Genomic DNA, 18,630 nt, shown 5'->3' with positions numbered 1-18,630 from the left:
GGTGGAAAGTGTTAGATTAGGTATCATTGGAACTGGCGGTATATCTCATTGGCATGTCAAACAATTGAAGGAAATAAAAAGTGCGCAGATTATTGCTGTGGCAGACCCAAATCCGGATCAACGCAGAAGATTGATTGATAAATTCAACCTTGAGCAGATTTCTGAGTTTGACCATCATCAAGAGATGCTGGAAACGGTTCCGATGGATGCAGTTGTTATTTGTTCGCCGCATACCCTGCATTATCAACAGGTGGTGGAATCGATTCATCATGGCTGTCATGTGTTAATTGAAAAACCGATGGCTTGTTCATTAGAGGAAGCAGAGCATATCATTGATTTGGCAAAAAGGGCTAATAAGGTTCTTCAAGTTTCCTATCAAAGGCATTTTGAACCAGCGTTTCTTTATATACGGGAAGCAATTTCGAGTGGGAAGATCGGAAAACTTACTTCCATCACTGCTTCTCTTTATCAGGATTGGAAACACTTGACCACAGGTACCTGGCGGCAAAATCCTTCGCTATCCGGCGGGGGAATGCTGATGGATTCAGGGAGTCATATTGTTGACGTACTTTTATGGACGACAGGCTTAAAGCCGCTTGAAGTGGAAACCAAATTAGAACAACATCACACGCCTGTGGAGCAGGATTCCTTTTCAACGATACGCTTTGAAAATAATGTAGTGGCAGGACTAAACATTATTGGGAATGCCCCTTGCTGGCATGAAACCTATGTTTTCTGCGGAGAAACTGGAGCGATTTTTTATGACAATGGCAAGATTGTTCTGCGCCCATTAGGAAAAGAGGAGATTGTTCCTGAACTTCCTCTGCAAATCACCAATTCAGATAAGAGTTTTATCAATGCTATCTTAGGTGTTCACGAAGTCAAGGTGCCAGGGGAATTCGCTAAAGAGGTTGTGGCACTTACCGAAAGAATTTATAAAGCAGCAGGCTACCAGCCTATTACTCCAGTAAATCACCAAAAATAAAAGATGGAGGAAAAATAGATGTCAAAAATGGTCAATATCGGAATTATCGGCAGCGGCGGAATTGCTGCTGCCCATGCAAGAGCCTATAAGCAAATGCCGGATGTAAGGATCGTAGCTGTTGCCGATGTGATTCCAGGCAAGGCGAGGCAATTTATTGAACAGCTTGAATTAAAAGAGGTAAAAGCCTTTGATGACCATCTCGAGCTTTTACATATGGATATTGATGGTGTCAGTATTTGTACTCCAAATGTTGCCCATCATCACACAAGCGTGGATTCTCTTAATGCAGGCAAACATGTGTTAGTGGAAAAGCCGATGGCCGTTACCTTAGGACAGGCGATTGACATGGTGGAAGCATCCAAAAAGGCAGATAAAATCCTGACAGTCGGATTTCAACCAAGATATGATCCGAATATGAAAGCAGTTAAAGAAATTGTTCAATCGGGTCAATTAGGGAATGTCTACTATGTTCAAACAGGCGGCGGACGCCGGCGGGGAATGCCAGAAGGCACCTTTATCAATAAAGAATTAGCAGGTGCGGGTGCGATGGCGGATATCGGTTGTTATTCATTAGACCTAGCTTTAAATTCACTGGGCTATCCTAAGCCCTTAACCGTATCCGCCTATACGTCTAATCATTTCGGTACAAATCCGCTATACCACAAGGAAGCGGATAAATTCGAGGTAGAGGATTTTGGTGTGGCGATGATCCGTTTAGAAGGCGGTATTGTTTTAAACTTTAAGATTTCATGGGCCATGCATATGGACTCTTTGGGGCCAACTCTCTTTCTTGGAACAGATGCTGGTTTGAAATTGACCCCAGCGGGTAGCGGATCATGGAGCGGTGTGTGGGATGGGGGGATCGGCTCAATCAGCTTATTCCATGATATAAAAGGGCACCATGTAGAATCTGCTATTCCTGTTCAAAATCATCAGTTAAATATTTTTTATGAAAAGGTACGCGACTTTGTTGTGGCGATTCAGAATGGTAATCCCGCTCCAATTCCTGGTGAACAAATTGTGATTAATCAAGCAATCATTGATGGGATATTACGTTCGGCAGAACAGGGTACTGAAGTCAAAATTGATATTCCTGAATTTAGTTTAAATGTATCATAAAGGAAAAACGAAAGGTGGTTTTATTCTATTCAATAGAATGAAATCGCTTTTTTCTTTATAGATGTTATCCAGCAAAAAGAAAGCCATTATGAGAGGTGAGACCATTTTGTTAGATAAATCCATCCCCTATTTCAATGTGATTATGAAAAGACCCGCAGGGATACCAATTCCTCATTTTATATTGCCAGATGGTTATTCGTTCGTTTGGTTTACAGAAGGAAATGAACAACAGTGGGCTGAAATCGAAACTTCTGTTGATGAGTTTTCAAATAAAGATGAAGCTCTACATTACTTTCAAAATGAGTACTTACCTTTTATAGATGAATTAAAAAGCAGATTACTTTTCATTCGGAATGCAGAGGGGAATGAAGTTGGTACAATAACCGGATGGTGGAATATAACAGGTGAAAGACGAGATCTTTCCGTACACTGGTTCGCAGTGAAAAAAGAATACCAAAGTTTAGGTCTTGGAAAGGCTTTGGTTTCTGAGTGTTTAAATAGATTACTACTTATTGAGGGTGATAAAGATATATTCTTACATACACAGACTTGGAGTTATAAAGCAATCGGAATATATTTAAAGGCTGGTTTCGAAATAGTGAGAAAAGAAAGTTTTGCACAATACAAAAATGATTATGAGCAAGCCATTCCACTTTTAAAAAAGGTCTTATATCTAAAAACACTTCAGCAAACGGAGCATGATAGTTTAAGAAGATAAGAAACTGCGAATGATTTATTTATTCGATAAAATGTTATTGTAAAAATTTGTTAAAGATAAAGATTGGAGATGGGTTCTATCGCGACACTTCATATAATGGTTGGTCTACCGTGTAGTGGTAAGACGACGCTTGCACGGAAACTTGAAGAGAAATATTCTGCACTCCGTCTAACTCCTGATGAATGGCATATTCGCTTGTTTGGACAAGATATGGATGAAACAGAGCACGATGCTAGACACGATTTAGTAGAAAGTCTACTTTGGGATGTTGCGGCTAGGGTTTTAGTTCTTGGTACAGATGTAATTTTAGACTTTGGATTTTGGGGGCGTGGGGAACGTGATGATTTTCGGTCGCGAGCAGCAGAATTAGGGGCTGACTTTAAAATTCATTTTTTAGATGTACCAGAAGAGATGCTTTTAGAACGTCTTACAGCAAGAAACGCTCAACTTCCTCCATATACATTTGCATTACCTGCGACTATCCTTAAAGAGTGGATACAGTCATTTGAACCTCCTTCTCAAGAAGAACTTGAATAATCTATTTATTTAATTAATTGGTGCTGTACTTGACTAAGAACACTATGAATGGCAATCAATCTATCATCATTAAGGGGAGTTCAAACAAAAGGGAAAAATAGCTAAAGAAAGTTAAGAAAAATGAAATGGAATTTATCTATTTCATTTATGCTTGATTAATAATAAATTAAGGTAATTCTATTGAAAATTATTGACCTTGAAATCTAATTCATTAGTGATAATAGCCACTATGGACGTTCCTTAAAGTACCGAACTGTTTTAGTCTATTTCTGAAATACTCTGTTATATATTTCTTCTTCTTGGACATACTCATTTTAGTCAGATTTAATTGAAGGAGGAATCAAATATGGCAAACGATATCAAACAGGAAATGGAACGGATTTGGGGAGAAACGTGTGGTTCATGGGAAAACTGTACTGAGGAAAACATTCAGTCTTTCTTAGCAAAATGCGGAGAAAAGAGTATAGACCCGCAATATTGTATGAGTTGGGTAGAGAAACATAGCAACCAAATCCCTAATTGGTCAGCCGTTTCAAAGGTATCTCTTGACTGGGTAAATGATCATACTTCAACAGGTTCGCCCATTAACGGACACGAACCTCAGTAACAAGGAGAGACACACTCTCCTCTTTTTTATGCCTTGAGTTTTTTACCTTCCTTTAACACCGAGGGTTTAATATAAATATTCCTTTGTAAAAATTAATATCAAAAGATTCTCTTTAATAATAATAGCAAAATACTACTCAAATGGATAATTTCGGTGGATTGTACATAAATGGATAAATCAGATCAAAATAAAATTATTGCAACGTATTAAAATAGAACAAGGAATTCTAAAGGAGAAGTTGATTACTGAATACTCTTATTTAGGAGAGGCAAATAAATTCGCCTACGCCTTCCAAATGGGAACGCGTCCGCAGTCGCTGACCGGACTGGTGGATTCACCTGTCGGTTTGGCAGCCTTTATGATTGACCACGACTGGAAGAGCCATGCCCTGAAAGCGAGAGCTTTTGCCGGAATTAAAGAAGGCCTAACTCGCGACGACATTCTCGACAACATCTCACTCTTCTGGTTTACGAGCACAGCTATTTCTGCGGCGCGTCTCTACTGGGAGAACACCGTTGCCGGAAATTCCTTCTTCGCCGTCAAAGGTGTAAAACTCCCGGTTGCCGTAAGCGTATTTCCGGATGAGATGTATGTAGCACCAAAGAGCTGGATAAAGAAGGCATACCCGAATCTTATCCACTACAACAAACTTCCTAAAGGCGGACACTTCGCAGCTTGGGAGCAGCCAGAATTTATGACTTCAGAAATCCGTACGGCGTTCAAGTCGCTACGCTAATTGGAATCTAGTGGATTCCGCTGACATGGCGATGCTCTACGTGTACAGCTGTTTTCAGAACTAGGCTAAAGTACCACTAAGATCACTGTCAAAGTCACTCGACGGTCCGCCAGGGGCTGGCCAAAGGATGTCGGTCCCAATCGCACCTGACGACTCGGGGTGGCTGAGCGTCGAGCCAAGTGAAGCGTTTCAGATTCCTTTTTAGACAGTAGTTATATGCCGATGCAGTGGTATGGTAGCTCACTATCAAAGAATTATTGGAATACCTTTATTCATCATGTATGAAAACACCTTGTACAATTAAAAATTGGACAGGTATAGAATTCTTTTAGCAAAGCCTGAGTAACATGAGCATTCATTAATTTTTTACTAAAGGGATATTTATGCTGAATTGAAAAAGAACATGAGAAAGGAACGCAGCCCCTATAAAGTTGGGGCTGCATTTTTATTCTTTCGTTTCGCGAATATGGAGAACTTTCAATCATACTCAAACTTCCTTGAATTTTTAACAAGCTTTAAATACACCCTAATAGTTATTTCATAAATCTTTAAAAGGAGATAATTAAGATGTTTCCCATTCGCAATCAGAAACGCACTTGTACTGATACCGACAAAATCCAGCACTTTCTAGAAAATGCCCAAACTGGATTTCTCGGCTTATCTTCAGAAGACGTCCCCTATGTCATTCCACTCAATTTTGTTTGGCTGAATGACGCCATCTATTTTCATGGGGCAGAAGAAGGAAGAAAAGTCACTTACATCGAGAATAACCCTCTGGCCTGTTTCACCGTAAGCGCGAATTATGGGACAATTACCAGTCCGATACCCGCTAAAACGGATACAGCCTATATGAGTGTGATCATCGAAGGATCCTTGCTTCGTGTAACCGATATAAACGAGGCAACGGAAGCCATGCAAGTCATGCTGAACAAATATGTACCAGGCTATTATGATCGACCGCTAGGGAAGAGTCATTTGGAACGATATGTTTCCCCCTTAGGTAGTAAAACTTTCATCTATAAATTAATCGCATCATCCGTCTCGGCCAAAGAGAAAGAAGTGATCCTAGATCGTATGTTCTATGAAGGCAGGACCATTCATACCGACCGGGTGTAAAGGAACAATGTACAATTCAGGCGATACTTCATCCCGTTGATGGGTGACCGAATAACATTTTCGAAGCAAATTGACCGCCACGAAATTTTTCGTGGCATTTTTATTTAATAAGGCTTTCTATTTTTGTAGAGGTATCAAAATACATATTTGAAAATTAATGGCAAATAATAAAACTATCCCGATTAAAAGGAAGGAACATAAATGGGTCACTTTCGAACAATACTCAAAAACATTCTCTTACAAAAGGATACAGAATTTGTTAATCTGCATAAAACGCAGCATTTGAATAGTAATAACAAAGCTTCAAATGAAAAAACATATACAGAAGCAACTTATGACAAGACACTTACAGAATTAGGAGATTCTTTTGACCTTGTTCATCGTTCATTTAATCAGGATGAAATTCAAATTATTTATTTAGACTCATTAGTAGATTCCAAAACGTTAGAGTGGGAAATACTTTCACCCTTAAGAGAAATGTCATTCAATCATTTAGAAAAAGCTTTTCAACAATCACTGTTTAAACGAGAAAATAATCAAGAAAAAGTAATAAATGGAATATTAGATGGTAATGTGTCTATGTTCGCTGGGGAGAATACTTATTTAATAAATGTAGCTGGATTCGAGAAGCGATCCATTTCACAATCTGAAACAGAAACGGTAATAAATGGGCCTCATGATTCCTTTAATGAGACATTAAAAACGAACGTTTCATTGATTAGAAGAAGAGTAAGAAGTCCTCGCTTAAAAATGATTAAGTTATCTGTTGGAGACATTTCAAAAACAAAAGTTCTCCTAATCTATATTGAGGGTATTGTAAATATGGATATTGTGGATCAGCTAAAAGAGAGGATTCAATCAGTTAAAGTGGATTCCATAATGGACTCCAATGTTTTGATCCAAATAATTGATGATCATCAACATTCACCATTTCCACAATTTTATACGACTGAAAGACCAGATATAGCTGTAGCAAAACTATATTCTGGAAAGGTAATCGGACTTGTCGAGGATAGTCCAAACATTTTTTGTACCCCTTCTAGTTTCTTTGATTTTTTTGAGTCACCAGATGACTATAATCAACGTTGGATAATAGGAACAGGGGTTAGGATTCTTCGATATCTAGCCTTATTTATAACATTAATACTTACAGCTTTTTATGTCTCTATATGTACCTATCATTACGAAATGATTCCACAATCCCTACTTCAAAGCATTATGCAGTCTAGGAGTAGAGTACCCTTTCCGCCTATCGTTGAAGCTATATTTTTAGAAATAGTAATTGAACTGCTAAGGGAGGCAGGTGCCAGACTGCCTACCAAAATTGGTCAAACCATTGGAATTGTAGGAGGTATTGTGATTGGCCAAGCGGCTGTTGAAGCTGGAATTACAAGTAACATTTTAATAATAGTTGTAGCTGTGTCGGCAATTGCTTCATTCATAGTCCCAAGTTATATTATGACTGCTTCCATTAGAACCGTTCGGTTCCTATTTATTTTAGTGGCAGGTTTTTTGGGGAATATTGGGATTTTTTTTACTTTTGGAATATTAATCGTCCACTTAACTGGATTAACAAATTTATCTTCACCTTATTTTATGCCGGTTTCTCCTACCTTTTTCAAAGATTGGGTGGATAGTATTGTGAGAGGGCCTTTTTATAAAATAAAAAAAGGACAACCTGCACAATCTTTGATGCAAAACGATGGTGAAAAAGAGAGGAATTAAAGGTGATCATATGAAGGAACGACTCCATCCACTTCAACTATCTATTCTAATCATGATGATTCAAAATGGTCTCGTCGCGTATAGTTTACCTCGACTAACTGCCGAATATTTCGGAACAAATGGCTGGTTAAGTATTATTTTCATTTTCGTACTGGTAAATATTAATCTTATGATGATTGCGATCATTTATAAGCTAGGAAAAGGCAGGTCAATCTTTGAAATCATGGAGGCTTCGGTTCCCAAATGGGTAATGGTACCCATCTATTTGTTTATCATTGGTGTTTGGATTGGAATAGCAAGCATGATTATGAGGGAATATATCTTCATATATAAATTGATGTTTTTTCCATTTTTACCTGACACACTTTTTATCATTTTATTTACTATTATTAGTTATCAATTATTAAGAGGTGGAATCTACAACATAGCTAAAGCCAGTGTGGTTTTATTCTTCTTCGTAGAGCTGATGCTTTTTTTAATTTTTTATCTATTTCCAGAATTTGAATTTGCACGTTTTACTACTTTCTTTTTTAAAGGAGAAACGGATTATTTCAAAGGGGCACTTCATGTTTATTCAGCTTTTTTGGGTATTGAAGTTTCCATTCTTTTTTTCCCTATGGTAGAAAAAAAATGGACAAAGGCTCTTTTTATTGGAAATATTATCTCCACGTTGCTTTATTTAACTGTCCTTTTTTTAAGCTTTGGCTTTTTTAGCTTCAATCAAATTTTAAATGATAAATACCCAGTTATGACATTGTTTGAATATACAGAAGTTCCTTTCCTTTCACGAGCCGAAAATCTCTGCTTTTCCGTTTTTGCATTCAAGGTATTAACAACAATTGTCATATATTACTGGGGAGCACAGCAAATTTTTGGAAATATGATGAAAAGTATTAAGCCTAATGTTTGGATTTTCCTAATACTATCAAGTGGATTTATCCTTGCATTGGTCCCAGATTCCATTGTGGATGTCGAAAAGTGGTTAAAGTGGCTGAGTAATTATGCAATAGGTATAGCTTGGGCATTACCTGTCTTTGTGCTATGCCTCCTTTTTATTCAAAATCTGAAAAACCGCCTTAATAGGGAGACGGATCATGCAAAATAAAATTACTGTATTGATTACAATATGTGCTTTGTTTTTAACAGGTTGCGGAACAAGTAATATTATTGAAGATTTAGGAATTATTCAATCTGTTGCTTTCGATATGTCTGAAAGTAAAGAAAATCCACTTAGAACAACTGTCTTATTTCCCGCAGTTTCTAAAGAAGGAACGTTTGATACTCAGACTTTAACTGTTAATGGAAAATCAACTCATGACACTTACAATAAACTTCAGAATTTAACAAATTTAAACCTTGTTGGAGGGCAGAGTACGATTCTGTTTGGGGAGGAACTCTCAAAAAAAGGACTTATAAATGTTGTTGAGACGTTTACAAGGGATCCACAGGTCGGAACACGAGTTAAATTTGCTATCGTAGAGGGAAAAGGAGAAGAGCTACTAAAAAAAAAGATGCCCTCTATTTCAGATAATGCAGAATACCTTTTTACGTTCATCGAGAAATTAGGTATACAAAATAACGTTTTAAATACTAATAAATATCGTTTTTTAAGAGATTATTACGACGATGGTATTGATCCGGTTTTACCAGTTTTATCATATGAAGGTGAGAAAATTGAATTAAAAGGATTGGGTACTTTTAAAAAAGATCAATATGTTACTCACCTCACTTTAAGTGAAACACACATCCTTAATTTTTTAAGCGGAGACATCAAACATGGCAGTTTAATGATTAGTGTTCATGATGAAGAGTCAGGAAAGAATGAACAGCTTTACTTAAGTAGTATCAATTCTGCTAATGATAAAAAAGTGAACGCAAACGAGAATCTGAAGGTTGAAATAATATTAGATATAAAAGGTAGCGTCATTGCATACACAGGTCCAATGGATTTAAGTGAAGAGAAGCATCAAAGACAATTGGAAAAACAGGTTGAAAATTATTTAAACACCAATTCAAAAAAGCTGTTTAACAAATTACAAAAATATCAGACAGATCCTATTGGAATAGGAAAAGTGGTACGAAATCGTTTACCATATGAAAGATGGAACAAGATGAACTGGGATAAAATTTACTCAAACTTGAGTTTTAAAGTTAAAGTAAAAGTAGATCTGATTAATACAGGAAGATCAAAATGAATTTAGGAAATAGCTCTACTATTTTAATTAAACGAAACGCTAGTGTAGAGAAACTCACTTCTTTTTTCTACATCTAGCGTTCATTAATTTATGTAATAACGAGAATACGACAGAAAGCGTTTTTTTTTTGGATTTATTTGGCTTTAGGATTGTACTACGTTATATATGTGTACCTTTTTATTTTGAATTTAAAATTTCATAAAGCTAATAACCGTTAAAATTACTATTTTCCCCTGTAAATCTTGATAATGTCTTATTATATTTCATACCTAGTCTCTCTATTATTCTTTTAGAGGCAGTATTTTCCGGATGTACGGTTGCGATGACTTTTTTTAAGCCGATGGTGTTAAGACAATAATCCAGAATGGCTTCCGCAGCTTCAGTGGCTAATCCACATCCTTGGTAGGCTTCTTGGATGCCGTAGTAGATCTCAATTTCTTGATTATCGATATCATGAGGTCCAAGTCCGCCAATCCCAATCGTTTCTAACGTGTCCTTTAACACAAAAGCCAAATTAAATTTATGTATTTTCTCAGGAGTATTATTAAGATTACAGGTTTGAGATCACTTAACAAGGCTTTCAATCTCACTCACCGTGGCAGGGGGAAGGTCAGGCTGATACTTAAAGTGACTAGCTTCTGTTGCCATTTTAAAGATAGGCATTACATCTTCTTCTATAAGAGGCAGAAGGATTAATCGGACAGTTTCTATTTTTGCATTCTTGAACATATCTTTCATCATCCATTTTGTTAATGTTTGTATATTAATAGTACGGCAAAACTAAGACCCTTCGATTTGGGAAAATCAAGGGTCTTGCTATATAAAAAATAAACATTTAATGATGAGCCTTTTCAAGTGCTAGTTTTATTCCAAAACCTATCAATATAGTACCCGTGATTCCTTCAATCATTTTTTGTGTTTTAGGTTTTTTCATAAAAGCACTAATCTGATTAATTAGATAGACATAAAGTAAAAACCATAGTGCAGTCAATACAGTATACGTGATACCCATTAAAAGAAACGGTGTAAAGGTATTGCTTCCAGCATCCACAAATTGAGGCAAAAAGGTTAAGAAAAAGACCGCAACTTTGGGATTTAGGATATTTGTAAGGAACCCTTGTTTAAAACAGGAGGTGTTCACAAACTGTTTTTTCGTGTTCATCTCAACGCTTGCTGCTTCTTCTTTTTTCTTCAAAGACCATAATGTCTTAACACCCAGATAAATTAAATAAACAGCACCAACGTATTTGAAGATAGAAAATAATAACGCTGATTTCACAATAATGGCTGAAAGTCCTAATACAGCAGCAGAAGTATGGATAAGAAGGGCACAACAAGTACCTAAAGCTGTTTTAAGCCCCCCGATTTTACCAACGATGACCGTATTTTTTGTAGCAATGGCAGTATCGGGACCGGGTAAAATAATAAGAAGAATACACATAAGAACAAACAGATAAAAGTTTTCCATTTTATTATTCCTTTCTGAGTATGATAAGTTCAGAATTTTCGATTCTTAGATTGAATTATATATAAAATTTGGTATTAAATAAATATAAATCTAATTTAATGGATTTCTTGTTAACCTACGTGGTGCAATTGTAGTAACGTGTGCTTTATTTTATAATAAGAATTAACGTTCTTATATGGGTAATTGAACTAAAAAGCAGTTGAGTACGTATATAATTATGAGTAAAAACAGGGAGGAAACGAATATGACAAAGGGAAATAAGGAGTTATCACCAGAACAACGTGAAGAATTGCTCGAAATTTTGAAAGCCCGTTTTGAGAAAAACATAAATCGACACGATGGCCTTGAGTGGGCTGATGTACAAGCTAAGCTCGTTGCTAATCCTGAAAAACTGTGGTCGCTCAATGAAATGGAAGGGACTGGCGGTGAACCGGATGTGGTGGGACTTGATCAAGAGACGGGCGAATACCTATTTTATGATTGTTCTGCAGAAAGTCCTAAAGGCCGCAGAAGTGTTTGTTTTGACCGTGCAGCACTGGACGCAAGGAAAAATCACAAACCAGAAAATAGCGCGATGGATTTGGCAGCTGAAATAGGCATTGAACTTTTAACAGAAGAACAATACCGGGAGCTTCAGAAACTTGGAAAATTCGATTTAAAAACGTCGAGCTGGGTGCAAACACCTGCTAATATAAGAAAACTTGGCGGGGCCCTCTTTTGTGATCGTCGCTACGATACTGTCTTTGTATACCATAATGGAGCAGATTCCTATTATGCAGCAAGGGGTTTCCGCGGCGCACTAAGGGTCTAGCGAAAATACATATATGTATAATTTGAAATAGGTTTAAACAGGGACAAAAAGGTTTTTTGGGAATGATTAAACGTTAGTAATCATAAGAAACATTAGGGGCGTATTAACCTCTAATGTTTTTTTATCCTTTCAACAATAAGGGGGGAGAGGATGGAATGGAAGTCCCGAGCAAAGATAGGCGCAGGTATATGCCAGGAATCGATGGACTTAGAGCCCTAGCGGTCCTTGGGGTTATTCTTTACCATCTGAATATCCCATGGTTTCAGGGGGGATTTTCAGGTGTTACGGTTTTCTTTGTTTTATCCGGCTACTTGATTACAGACATCCTTATTGATGAATGGAACAAATACAATAAAATTGACTACGTTCGCTTTATGATTCGCCGTTTTCGTCGACTGGCACCTGCTTTATTGTCCATGATTTTTATCGTTACCTCATGGGTAATCTTCACCAACCATCCTTCGTTTGAAAAATTACGTTCAGATTTTCTTCCTTCACTTCTATATGTTACAAATTGGTGGTACATTTTACACGAAGTTTCCTATTTTGATAGCTTTGGTCCTGCTTCACCGCTCACTCATATTTGGTCATTGGGTATTGAGGAGCAATTTTATCTTATTTGGCCGCTGCTGGTGATTCTTGGTTTAACTTTTATAAAAAGAATAAGATTTTTAGTTATGGCTACTCTCGTTGGTGTTATGATTTCTGCTTGGTTAATGGCAGTCCTTTATACACCGGGAGAAGATCCTTCACGTGTGTATTATGGAACGGATACTCGAGCTTTTTCACTGTTGCTAGGGGCTGCACTTGCCTGCGTTTGGCCAAGTCAAAGATTATCGAAGACCTTACCAAGAAATGCTGGCTGGGTTCTAGAAATTGTGGGAATAACGGGATTATTACTGCTCATCATAATGTTTATGGTTACATCAGAATTTGACTCTTTTCATTATCAGGGAGGCATGCTTCTATTATCCGTTATTACCACTCTCGTTGTAGCAGCATTAGCTCATCCTGCAAGCAGACTGGCGAAATGGCTAAGTGTAAAGCCTTTGCGATGGATTGGGGTTCGTTCTTATGGTATCTATTTGTGGCATTATCCGATTATTATTCTAACCACACCGATTATTAACACAGATGGACTAAACATTCGGAGAATCATCTTACAAATAGGTGCCACGCTGATTATTTCGGCTTTATCCTATCGTTATGTGGAATCTCCGTTTAGAAAAGGGCGGATTAAATTTACGTTAACCGCCTTTAAAAAACTAACCAACTTTCAACAAAGGGTTGCTTTAGGAAGTAGTGCAGTACTTTTCGCATTGGTCATCGGAATAGGAGTCACATTTGCTGCCAAAACAACAGTTAGTGTTACGACTAAAGTACCCTTAACGTTCGAAACGATCAAGGAGATTGAATTCAACCATGATCCTATCATCGAACCTGAACCAGCTCCTGATTTGAAAACGATTACGGTGATTGGTGATTCGATTCTCCATGATGTTGCTCCATTCTTTAAAAACCATTTTCCAGAGGCGGTGATCGATTACCGTGTCGGCCGGCAAATGGCTGAGGTGCCTGAGGTAATTCAGCAGCTAGAGAGCAGCGGGCAATTAGGTGAAAATGTGATTATTCAACTTGGAACCAATGGACCTTTTGTGAAAACAGACTTACTAAATGTAATTAAAAGCTTGGAAAATAAAAAGGTGTATTTAGTAAACTGTCGAGTACCGCGTGTCTGGGAAACCACTGTGAATCGTACGTTAGAGGAAGTCGTTAACAGTATGCCAAATACCGTTCTTGTAGATTGGTATAGTGCCAGTACCGGCCACCCGGAGTTTTTTGCAGATGATGGTGTTCATTTAACGAGGGCTGGCGGTGAAACCTATGCCAACCTCATTGCCGCTATAGTAGCAGAGTAAATCGCTTCCGAATTTGCTCTGCATTTTTTTACTAGCAATGTAGAATTGGTCGGAAAATGTCGATATTTGTAATTTTTTATTTCGATTCATTTCCAAATAATTGGTAAGTATAATAAATACTTCCATTAAACGGAATAAGCAAACATCGTACAAAGGAGTTATTCATGAGGAATCTTGCAGCGTTATTTTCCATGCTTATGCCTGGATTTGGTCAACTCTATAATCGACAATTTCTAAAAAGTGTTTTTCTTCTGATTGTGGAACATTATGATAATGTATTTGGAAGAATCAATACTGCCATTCATCTAGATTTTAACGGCTTCCACCAAAAAGCTTTAGAGACAGCCAATTTCCAATACGTGTTATTTTATCCTGGATTTTATGCCTATACGGTTTGGGATGCCTGGTATTTTGCTAAGCCCAATGCAGACAAAACCAAATCGGCCATCCCATTTTTGATAGGTGGGTTTCTTGGTGAATTTGGTGCCATCTTTTCTAGTCGATTACCCATTCCCACACTAATGGTCGGGTTGCTCATGGTCGTACCGATGATTACAGGAATGATTATCTTAAGAAACCAATAAAAAAGCTTTACCTTTGGTATGGTAAGGCCGTTCAACTTAAGAAGATTGGGACAAAGTGGGATCATCTTTATGATTCATTTTTACATAATCTAAATGGCTAAGTTCTGTGGGTAAGGTAATCGTTACCGTTGTAGCGATGTTTGGAACACTTTTGATTTCTAACTTCCCATTGTGATTTTGAATGATTTTTTTGCTCACCATTAGCCCCAAACCGGTACCCTCCGTTTTTGTCGTATAGAAGGGGGTGCCTAATAAAGGAAGATTTTCCCTCGATATCCCCACACCGTTATCCATCACCGATATGACAAGATTCATATCTTGATGTTCCATTCTAATCTGAATTTTTCCTCCTTGCGGCAAGGCTTCTATGGAGTTCTTGATCAGATTGGCCATCACTTGCTTAATTTGATTTTCTTCGCATTTAATGATAAATCGCTCTCCGATAAATTGCGGGATGATTTCAATATTTTTGATGATTGCCTGTGTATTTAAAAGGGTAATCACATTTTTTATGCTTTGCGAAATATCCGTTAAAGTAAATTGAACGATATGGGGTTTAGAAAGGACCATAAACTCACTCACGATAAAATTGATCCTGTTTATTTCATCAATCATAATCTTGGAATATCGTTTAGTGGATTCGGGATCGGTATTTTCATTCATCATTTGCGCAAATCCTTTTAAAGTCGTTAATGGGTTTCTAATTTCATGTGCTACACCAGCCGCAAGTTCTCCTACCAGTGATAGTTTCTCAGATTCTCTTAACTTTTTCTCATGGTTATTCAGGTCCTTCATATGTTCAATCAGCTTTCTATCCAGGAAGGCGCTGGATAATAACATAATCAATACGACGATAATAGCAGGGACGCTGATGAAAGAACTCAAGGTACTGGAACTTACTGAATAATAGGCAGCTGAAGGTAGAAGGGATGGCTGATAATGAAGTTTCGTGCCCCACATCCCTATATAATGCATTCCAGCGATTCCAATTCCCATTAGGATACTGCTTAATACTCGGCAATGAAAATTCATGGAGCGATGATGATTAAAAAAGAAAAGTACCCATAGTGATCCAAATGCAGCAGTAAAAGCAATCAATAACGAAAAAAGCACGATTGCCGGGTTATAGGATATGGAGAAGTTCAAATGCATGGCCTCCATACCTAAATAGTGCATACCAACGATTCCGCCGCCCATAAACAGACTTGATATAAAGAGCCTATTATGATTCCTTTTCATCATAAAGAAGGCGAGGCCAGTACCCGATATGGAAATCAACAGTGAAAGCAATACAATCCTGGCATCATACTCGCTATGACTTGGCATATTCATCGTAAACATGCCAACAAAGTGCATGGTCCAAATCCCAATACCCATAGCAATCGCACAGCCTAATAACCAAAGATTGTATTTGAAATTTTTAAAAATAATCATTTTCCAGCGGAGATCTAACGCTATGTAGGAAAAAAGGATTCCAACAAAGATTGAAAAAACGAACCAGTAATCGTTATAGGTCCCGGTCATATTATGCTCCATGGTTAACACTTCCAAATAGTTTATATTTCTACCATGATTCACTTCCAAGCCGGATATTATAACGAAATACCCAAAAATGGTAAATTATACCCAAATAATAATGAAACCTAAAAGGATTATACATAAAATAGCAAAGCCATCCTCAATTGAGAATGGCTTGTTTTTGGTTAAATAATCACCATGTTTTTTTAAGAATAAGATAAGGCTTGGGTCCCTGCTGCACTATTTCTTTTCCACTTTGATTAACCCTTTTCCAAAATTATCTTTCTCAAAATAGCATATGACCACATCACCGACTTGTATTTTTTCGCTAGAATCGACGCTTTCAGCAGAAAAGACGATCTTCGTTCCATCATCACTTTCCCCGTGGTATTGATCCCCATTAATATTACTAATCTTGTATTCAACCGTTGTGTATTCAGAGGACTCATTGTTTTCTTTGGAAACAGGTTCTGCACTCTGTGATTTTATTACAACTAACACAACTAATATGGATAACAGTACTCCAAGGATGATTATTCTTTTGAACATAACACTAACCTCCCACTAAGTATTGTAAGGGATGGAATGGGAAAGTAAATCCTACTATTTTCCTTTATTCTTCTGCATATAAAAAATATTTGTGATAGATATTTTTCTACAAAAACTATAAAAAGCGAACGATGTAAGTTTTTTTTTATTTAATATACATCGAAATACGAACGATATCAAAAATAAATGAAAAATCGTTCATATCTTATTGATAAACGACTGTGATGTTGTTATACTAGACTAAACGATAAGCTATTGTAATATATCTAAATATTCATTATAATTCTATTTGTGAGAATTCTAGGGGACAGGGGTACGAATTAAGAGAAATATAGGAACACGACTTAATGTTTCTTTGTACCGGTGCAATTGGATTGAACACAATCGGGAGGGGTACATCTATGAAAAATTTATTGAAAAAGTGGAATCAAATCAGTCTGGTAAAGCAAATTTCTATTGGTTTACTAATTGGTATTATCCTAGCTGTCGCAATTCCGGAAGTGGCAAAACCTGTTGTCATTTTAGGATCCTTATTTGTCGGAGCACTAAAGGCTATTGCGCCAGTATTGGTCCTGTTCTTGGTTATGTCTGCCATTGCGCAGCACAAGAGTGGTCAGGAAACGAATATGAAATCGATTATTTACCTCTATCTTTTAGGGACGTTTCTAGCTGGCTTAATTGCCGTTATCGTTAGCTTTATTTTCCCAGTAAGTATGACTCTTACAAAGGGTGCTGAGGATATGGCAGCTCCAGGCGGTGTAGTAGAGGTTCTCAAAGCATTACTGCTGAACGTTGTCGATAACCCGGTCAATGCCATTGCCAATGCTAATTATATTGGTATTTTAGCTTGGGCGATTGTCCTAGGGCTGGCTTTACGAAATGCACCAGATACGACAAAAACCTTGATTACTAATTTTTCAGACGCCGTATCGAAAATGGTTACATGGGTCATCAAGTTAGCTCCATTAGGAATCATGGGTCTAGTCATTGAGTCGATTACAACAAATGGACTAGAATCACTATTAAGCTATGGAAAATTACTTGTCATCTTGATTGGATGTATGCTTTTTGTGGCTTTCGTTGTCAATCCACTCATCGTATTCGTGAACGTACGTCAGAATCCTTATCCGCTCGTTTTCAAGTGCATTAAGGAAAGTGGTATTACAGCATTCTTTACACGCAGCTCTGCTGCCAATATTCCGGTTAATATGAAATTATGTGAAAAACTAGATTTAGATAAAGATACTTATTCTGTATCGATTCCATTAGGTGCAACCGTCAATATGGCTGGTGCAGCGGTTACGATCTCCGTGTTAACCCTTGCAGCCGTTCATACACTAAACATTCAAGTGGACATCCCTACAGCCATTCTCCTCAGCGTCGTTGCAGCGATTTGTGCGTGTGGAGCATCTGGCGTTGCCGGCGGATCACTTTTATTGATCCCGCTTGCTTGCAGCTTATTCGGAATTCCTAATGATGTAGCGATGCAGGTAGTTGGAGTAGGTTTTGTCATCGGGGTTTTACAAGATTCTTTTGAAACGGCACTTAACTCCTCAACAGATGTTCTTTTCACAGCAACAGCTGATTATAAGAAGAGGATACAAGAAGGTAAAAAAGTCGATATCAAAAAAGTAGCATAATAAGCAGATTAATCCCTTTTGTGAAGACAGGCTGGACCTGTAGGACAAAAGGGATTTTTTTTATTTAGGGATCAAAAATGGCACGTTAAACGTATGTTTTAGTAAGAGGAGCGTACGTAGGAGGTGTTTTTATAATGTTAGCACTTGGAATATTTTTTATCATTATAGGCGTTTTGTTTATCATAAACCCTTCATTCATTTGGATGATAACGGAGAGCTGGAAGTCTGATGATGGTACAGAACCATCTAGTCTATACATTTGGAATACGCGTTTTGGCGGTATGATTTTATGGATTGTAGGGATTGGGTCGGTGATCGTAGCATTCCTTTAACAAAGTTGTCACTATCTCATGGCCACAACTAAACCATACAGAAGTATAATAAAGGTATAAGATATAGGATT

Annotated in this window: 20 protein-coding genes; 15 read left to right on the top strand and 5 right to left on the bottom strand. The window is 37.4% G+C overall.

Going from position 1 to position 18,630, the window contains the following annotated elements; genetic code table 11:
* The first annotated feature begins 1 nt into the window (after position 1).
* From ACIQAA_RS18635 to ACIQAA_RS18590, 10 genes are all read left to right on the top strand, one after another.
* The gene (locus ACIQAA_RS18635) at positions 2 to 985 is read left to right on the top strand and encodes a Gfo/Idh/MocA family protein (protein WP_402622225.1); all 984 of its coding nucleotides are present in this window, start codon (positions 2 to 4) and stop codon (positions 983 to 985) included.
* An 18-nt stretch (positions 986 to 1,003) separates the two neighbouring features.
* Positions 1,004 to 2,104 (top strand): Gfo/Idh/MocA family protein, encoded by a 1,101-nt coding sequence (locus ACIQAA_RS18630; RefSeq protein WP_402622223.1) that lies wholly within the window; start codon positions 1,004 to 1,006, stop codon positions 2,102 to 2,104.
* A gap of 106 nt (positions 2,105 to 2,210) precedes the next feature.
* Positions 2,211 to 2,822, top strand: coding sequence for a GNAT family N-acetyltransferase (locus ACIQAA_RS18625; protein ID WP_402622221.1), 612 nt, complete (start codon positions 2,211 to 2,213; stop codon positions 2,820 to 2,822).
* Positions 2,823 to 2,891: 69 nt separating this feature from the next.
* Positions 2,892 to 3,359, top strand: a complete 468-nt coding sequence (locus tag ACIQAA_RS18620) for a P-loop nucleotide/nucleoside kinase family protein (RefSeq protein ID WP_402622220.1) — start codon at positions 2,892 to 2,894, stop codon at positions 3,357 to 3,359.
* Positions 3,360 to 3,705: 346 nt separating this feature from the next.
* Positions 3,706 to 3,966 (top strand): hypothetical protein, encoded by a 261-nt coding sequence (locus ACIQAA_RS18615; protein WP_402622218.1) that lies wholly within the window; start codon positions 3,706 to 3,708, stop codon positions 3,964 to 3,966.
* A gap of 238 nt (positions 3,967 to 4,204) precedes the next feature.
* The gene (locus tag ACIQAA_RS18610) at positions 4,205 to 4,702 is read left to right on the top strand and encodes a hypothetical protein (RefSeq protein WP_402622217.1); all 498 of its coding nucleotides are present in this window, start codon (positions 4,205 to 4,207) and stop codon (positions 4,700 to 4,702) included.
* Positions 4,703 to 5,269: 567 nt separating this feature from the next.
* Positions 5,270 to 5,818: a pyridoxamine 5'-phosphate oxidase family protein gene (locus tag ACIQAA_RS18605; RefSeq protein ID WP_402622215.1), complete on the top strand. Its 549-nt coding sequence runs from the start codon at positions 5,270 to 5,272 to the stop codon at positions 5,816 to 5,818.
* A gap of 201 nt (positions 5,819 to 6,019) precedes the next feature.
* Positions 6,020 to 7,543 carry a spore germination protein gene (locus tag ACIQAA_RS18600; protein ID WP_402622213.1) on the top strand — a complete coding sequence of 508 codons (1,524 nt, stop codon included), beginning with the start codon at positions 6,020 to 6,022 and terminating at the stop codon, positions 7,541 to 7,543.
* Positions 7,521 to 8,648, top strand: a complete 1,128-nt coding sequence (locus ACIQAA_RS18595; RefSeq protein ID WP_402622211.1) for a GerAB/ArcD/ProY family transporter — start codon at positions 7,521 to 7,523, stop codon at positions 8,646 to 8,648. Before ACIQAA_RS18600 ends, ACIQAA_RS18595 begins: the two co-directional genes overlap by 23 nt.
* Positions 8,638 to 9,738, top strand: a complete 1,101-nt coding sequence (locus ACIQAA_RS18590) for a Ger(x)C family spore germination protein (RefSeq protein WP_402622209.1) — start codon at positions 8,638 to 8,640, stop codon at positions 9,736 to 9,738. The genes ACIQAA_RS18595 and ACIQAA_RS18590 overlap by 11 nt, the downstream gene beginning before the upstream one ends.
* Positions 9,739 to 9,942: 204 nt before the next feature.
* On the opposite strand, the gene ACIQAA_RS18585 is transcribed toward ACIQAA_RS18590, so the two are convergent.
* From ACIQAA_RS18585 to ACIQAA_RS18575, 3 genes are all read right to left on the bottom strand, one after another.
* On the bottom strand, positions 9,943 to 10,251 hold the full coding sequence (locus ACIQAA_RS18585; RefSeq protein WP_402622207.1) for a GNAT family N-acetyltransferase: 309 nt from the start codon (positions 10,249 to 10,251) through the stop codon (positions 9,943 to 9,945).
* A 51-nt stretch (positions 10,252 to 10,302) separates the two neighbouring features.
* Entirely contained in the window at positions 10,303 to 10,467 is a 165-nt protein-coding gene (locus tag ACIQAA_RS18580; protein WP_402622205.1) for a hypothetical protein, read from the bottom strand.
* Between the two features lie 106 nt (positions 10,468 to 10,573).
* Positions 10,574 to 11,206, bottom strand: a complete 633-nt coding sequence (locus ACIQAA_RS18575) for a LysE family translocator (RefSeq protein ID WP_402622204.1) — start codon at positions 11,204 to 11,206, stop codon at positions 10,574 to 10,576.
* A 244-nt stretch (positions 11,207 to 11,450) separates the two neighbouring features.
* Here ACIQAA_RS18575 and ACIQAA_RS18570 point away from each other — a divergent pair, with 244 nt between their 5' ends.
* From ACIQAA_RS18570 to ACIQAA_RS18560, 3 genes are all read left to right on the top strand, one after another.
* Positions 11,451 to 12,017 (top strand): DUF4256 domain-containing protein, encoded by a 567-nt coding sequence (locus tag ACIQAA_RS18570; RefSeq protein ID WP_402622202.1) that lies wholly within the window; start codon positions 11,451 to 11,453, stop codon positions 12,015 to 12,017.
* Positions 12,018 to 12,172: 155 nt separating this feature from the next.
* Positions 12,173 to 13,936: an acyltransferase family protein gene (locus ACIQAA_RS18565; RefSeq protein ID WP_402622201.1), complete on the top strand. Its 1,764-nt coding sequence runs from the start codon at positions 12,173 to 12,175 to the stop codon at positions 13,934 to 13,936.
* A gap of 164 nt (positions 13,937 to 14,100) precedes the next feature.
* A complete protein-coding gene (locus ACIQAA_RS18560; protein ID WP_402622199.1) occupies positions 14,101 to 14,520 on the top strand; it encodes a hypothetical protein in 420 nt (139 codons plus the stop codon).
* A 36-nt stretch (positions 14,521 to 14,556) separates the two neighbouring features.
* Here the strand turns inward: ACIQAA_RS18560 and ACIQAA_RS18555 are convergent, their stop codons facing one another.
* Together ACIQAA_RS18555 and ACIQAA_RS18550 are read right to left on the bottom strand one after the other, a co-directional pair.
* Positions 14,557 to 16,056 (bottom strand): MHYT domain-containing protein, encoded by a 1,500-nt coding sequence (locus ACIQAA_RS18555; protein ID WP_402622197.1) that lies wholly within the window; start codon positions 16,054 to 16,056, stop codon positions 14,557 to 14,559.
* A gap of 222 nt (positions 16,057 to 16,278) precedes the next feature.
* Positions 16,279 to 16,587, bottom strand: coding sequence for a hypothetical protein (locus ACIQAA_RS18550; protein WP_402622195.1), 309 nt, complete (start codon positions 16,585 to 16,587; stop codon positions 16,279 to 16,281).
* A 401-nt stretch (positions 16,588 to 16,988) separates the two neighbouring features.
* On the opposite strand from ACIQAA_RS18550, the gene sstT reads away from it, so the two are divergent.
* Positions 16,989 to 18,227, top strand: a complete 1,239-nt coding sequence (gene sstT, locus ACIQAA_RS18545) for a serine/threonine transporter SstT (RefSeq protein WP_402622193.1) — start codon at positions 16,989 to 16,991, stop codon at positions 18,225 to 18,227.
* Positions 18,228 to 18,361: 134 nt separating this feature from the next.
* The gene (locus ACIQAA_RS18540; protein WP_402622191.1) at positions 18,362 to 18,559 is read left to right on the top strand and encodes a DUF6199 family natural product biosynthesis protein; all 198 of its coding nucleotides are present in this window, start codon (positions 18,362 to 18,364) and stop codon (positions 18,557 to 18,559) included.
* Positions 18,560 to 18,630: the final 71 nt, after the last annotated feature.

The organism is Neobacillus sp. NPDC093182 (assembly GCF_044754045.1).
The sequence above is the reverse complement of the archived record's forward strand: the minus strand, read 5'-3'. Positions and strand labels throughout refer to the sequence as shown.

Bases quoted from the DNA above. Each gene is read 5' to 3' on its own strand.
- ACIQAA_RS18630 (WP_402622223.1), top strand. From the start codon at position 1,004: ATGTCAAAAATGGTCAATATCGGAATTATCGGCAGCGGCGGAATTGCT.
- ACIQAA_RS18620 (WP_402622220.1), top strand. From the start codon at position 2,892: ATGGGTTCTATCGCGACACTTCATATAATGGTTGGTCTACCGTGTAGT.
- ACIQAA_RS18615 (WP_402622218.1), top strand. From the start codon at position 3,706: ATGGCAAACGATATCAAACAGGAAATGGAACGGATTTGGGGAGAAACG.
- ACIQAA_RS18605 (WP_402622215.1), top strand. From the start codon at position 5,270: ATGTTTCCCATTCGCAATCAGAAACGCACTTGTACTGATACCGACAAA.
- ACIQAA_RS18600 (WP_402622213.1), top strand. From the start codon at position 6,020: ATGGGTCACTTTCGAACAATACTCAAAAACATTCTCTTACAAAAGGAT.
- ACIQAA_RS18595 (WP_402622211.1), top strand. From the start codon at position 7,521: ATGGTGAAAAAGAGAGGAATTAAAGGTGATCATATGAAGGAACGACTC.
- ACIQAA_RS18590 (WP_402622209.1), top strand. From the start codon at position 8,638: ATGCAAAATAAAATTACTGTATTGATTACAATATGTGCTTTGTTTTTA.
- ACIQAA_RS18580 (WP_402622205.1), bottom strand. From the start codon at position 10,467: ATGTTCAAGAATGCAAAAATAGAAACTGTCCGATTAATCCTTCTGCCT.
- ACIQAA_RS18575 (WP_402622204.1), bottom strand. From the start codon at position 11,206: ATGGAAAACTTTTATCTGTTTGTTCTTATGTGTATTCTTCTTATTATT.
- ACIQAA_RS18570 (WP_402622202.1), top strand. From the start codon at position 11,451: ATGACAAAGGGAAATAAGGAGTTATCACCAGAACAACGTGAAGAATTG.
- ACIQAA_RS18565 (WP_402622201.1), top strand. From the start codon at position 12,173: ATGGAAGTCCCGAGCAAAGATAGGCGCAGGTATATGCCAGGAATCGAT.
- ACIQAA_RS18560 (WP_402622199.1), top strand. From the start codon at position 14,101: ATGAGGAATCTTGCAGCGTTATTTTCCATGCTTATGCCTGGATTTGGT.
- ACIQAA_RS18555 (WP_402622197.1), bottom strand. From the start codon at position 16,056: ATGGAGCATAATATGACCGGGACCTATAACGATTACTGGTTCGTTTTT.
- ACIQAA_RS18550 (WP_402622195.1), bottom strand. From the start codon at position 16,587: ATGTTCAAAAGAATAATCATCCTTGGAGTACTGTTATCCATATTAGTT.
- sstT (WP_402622193.1), top strand. From the start codon at position 16,989: ATGAAAAATTTATTGAAAAAGTGGAATCAAATCAGTCTGGTAAAGCAA.
- ACIQAA_RS18540 (WP_402622191.1), top strand. From the start codon at position 18,362: ATGTTAGCACTTGGAATATTTTTTATCATTATAGGCGTTTTGTTTATC.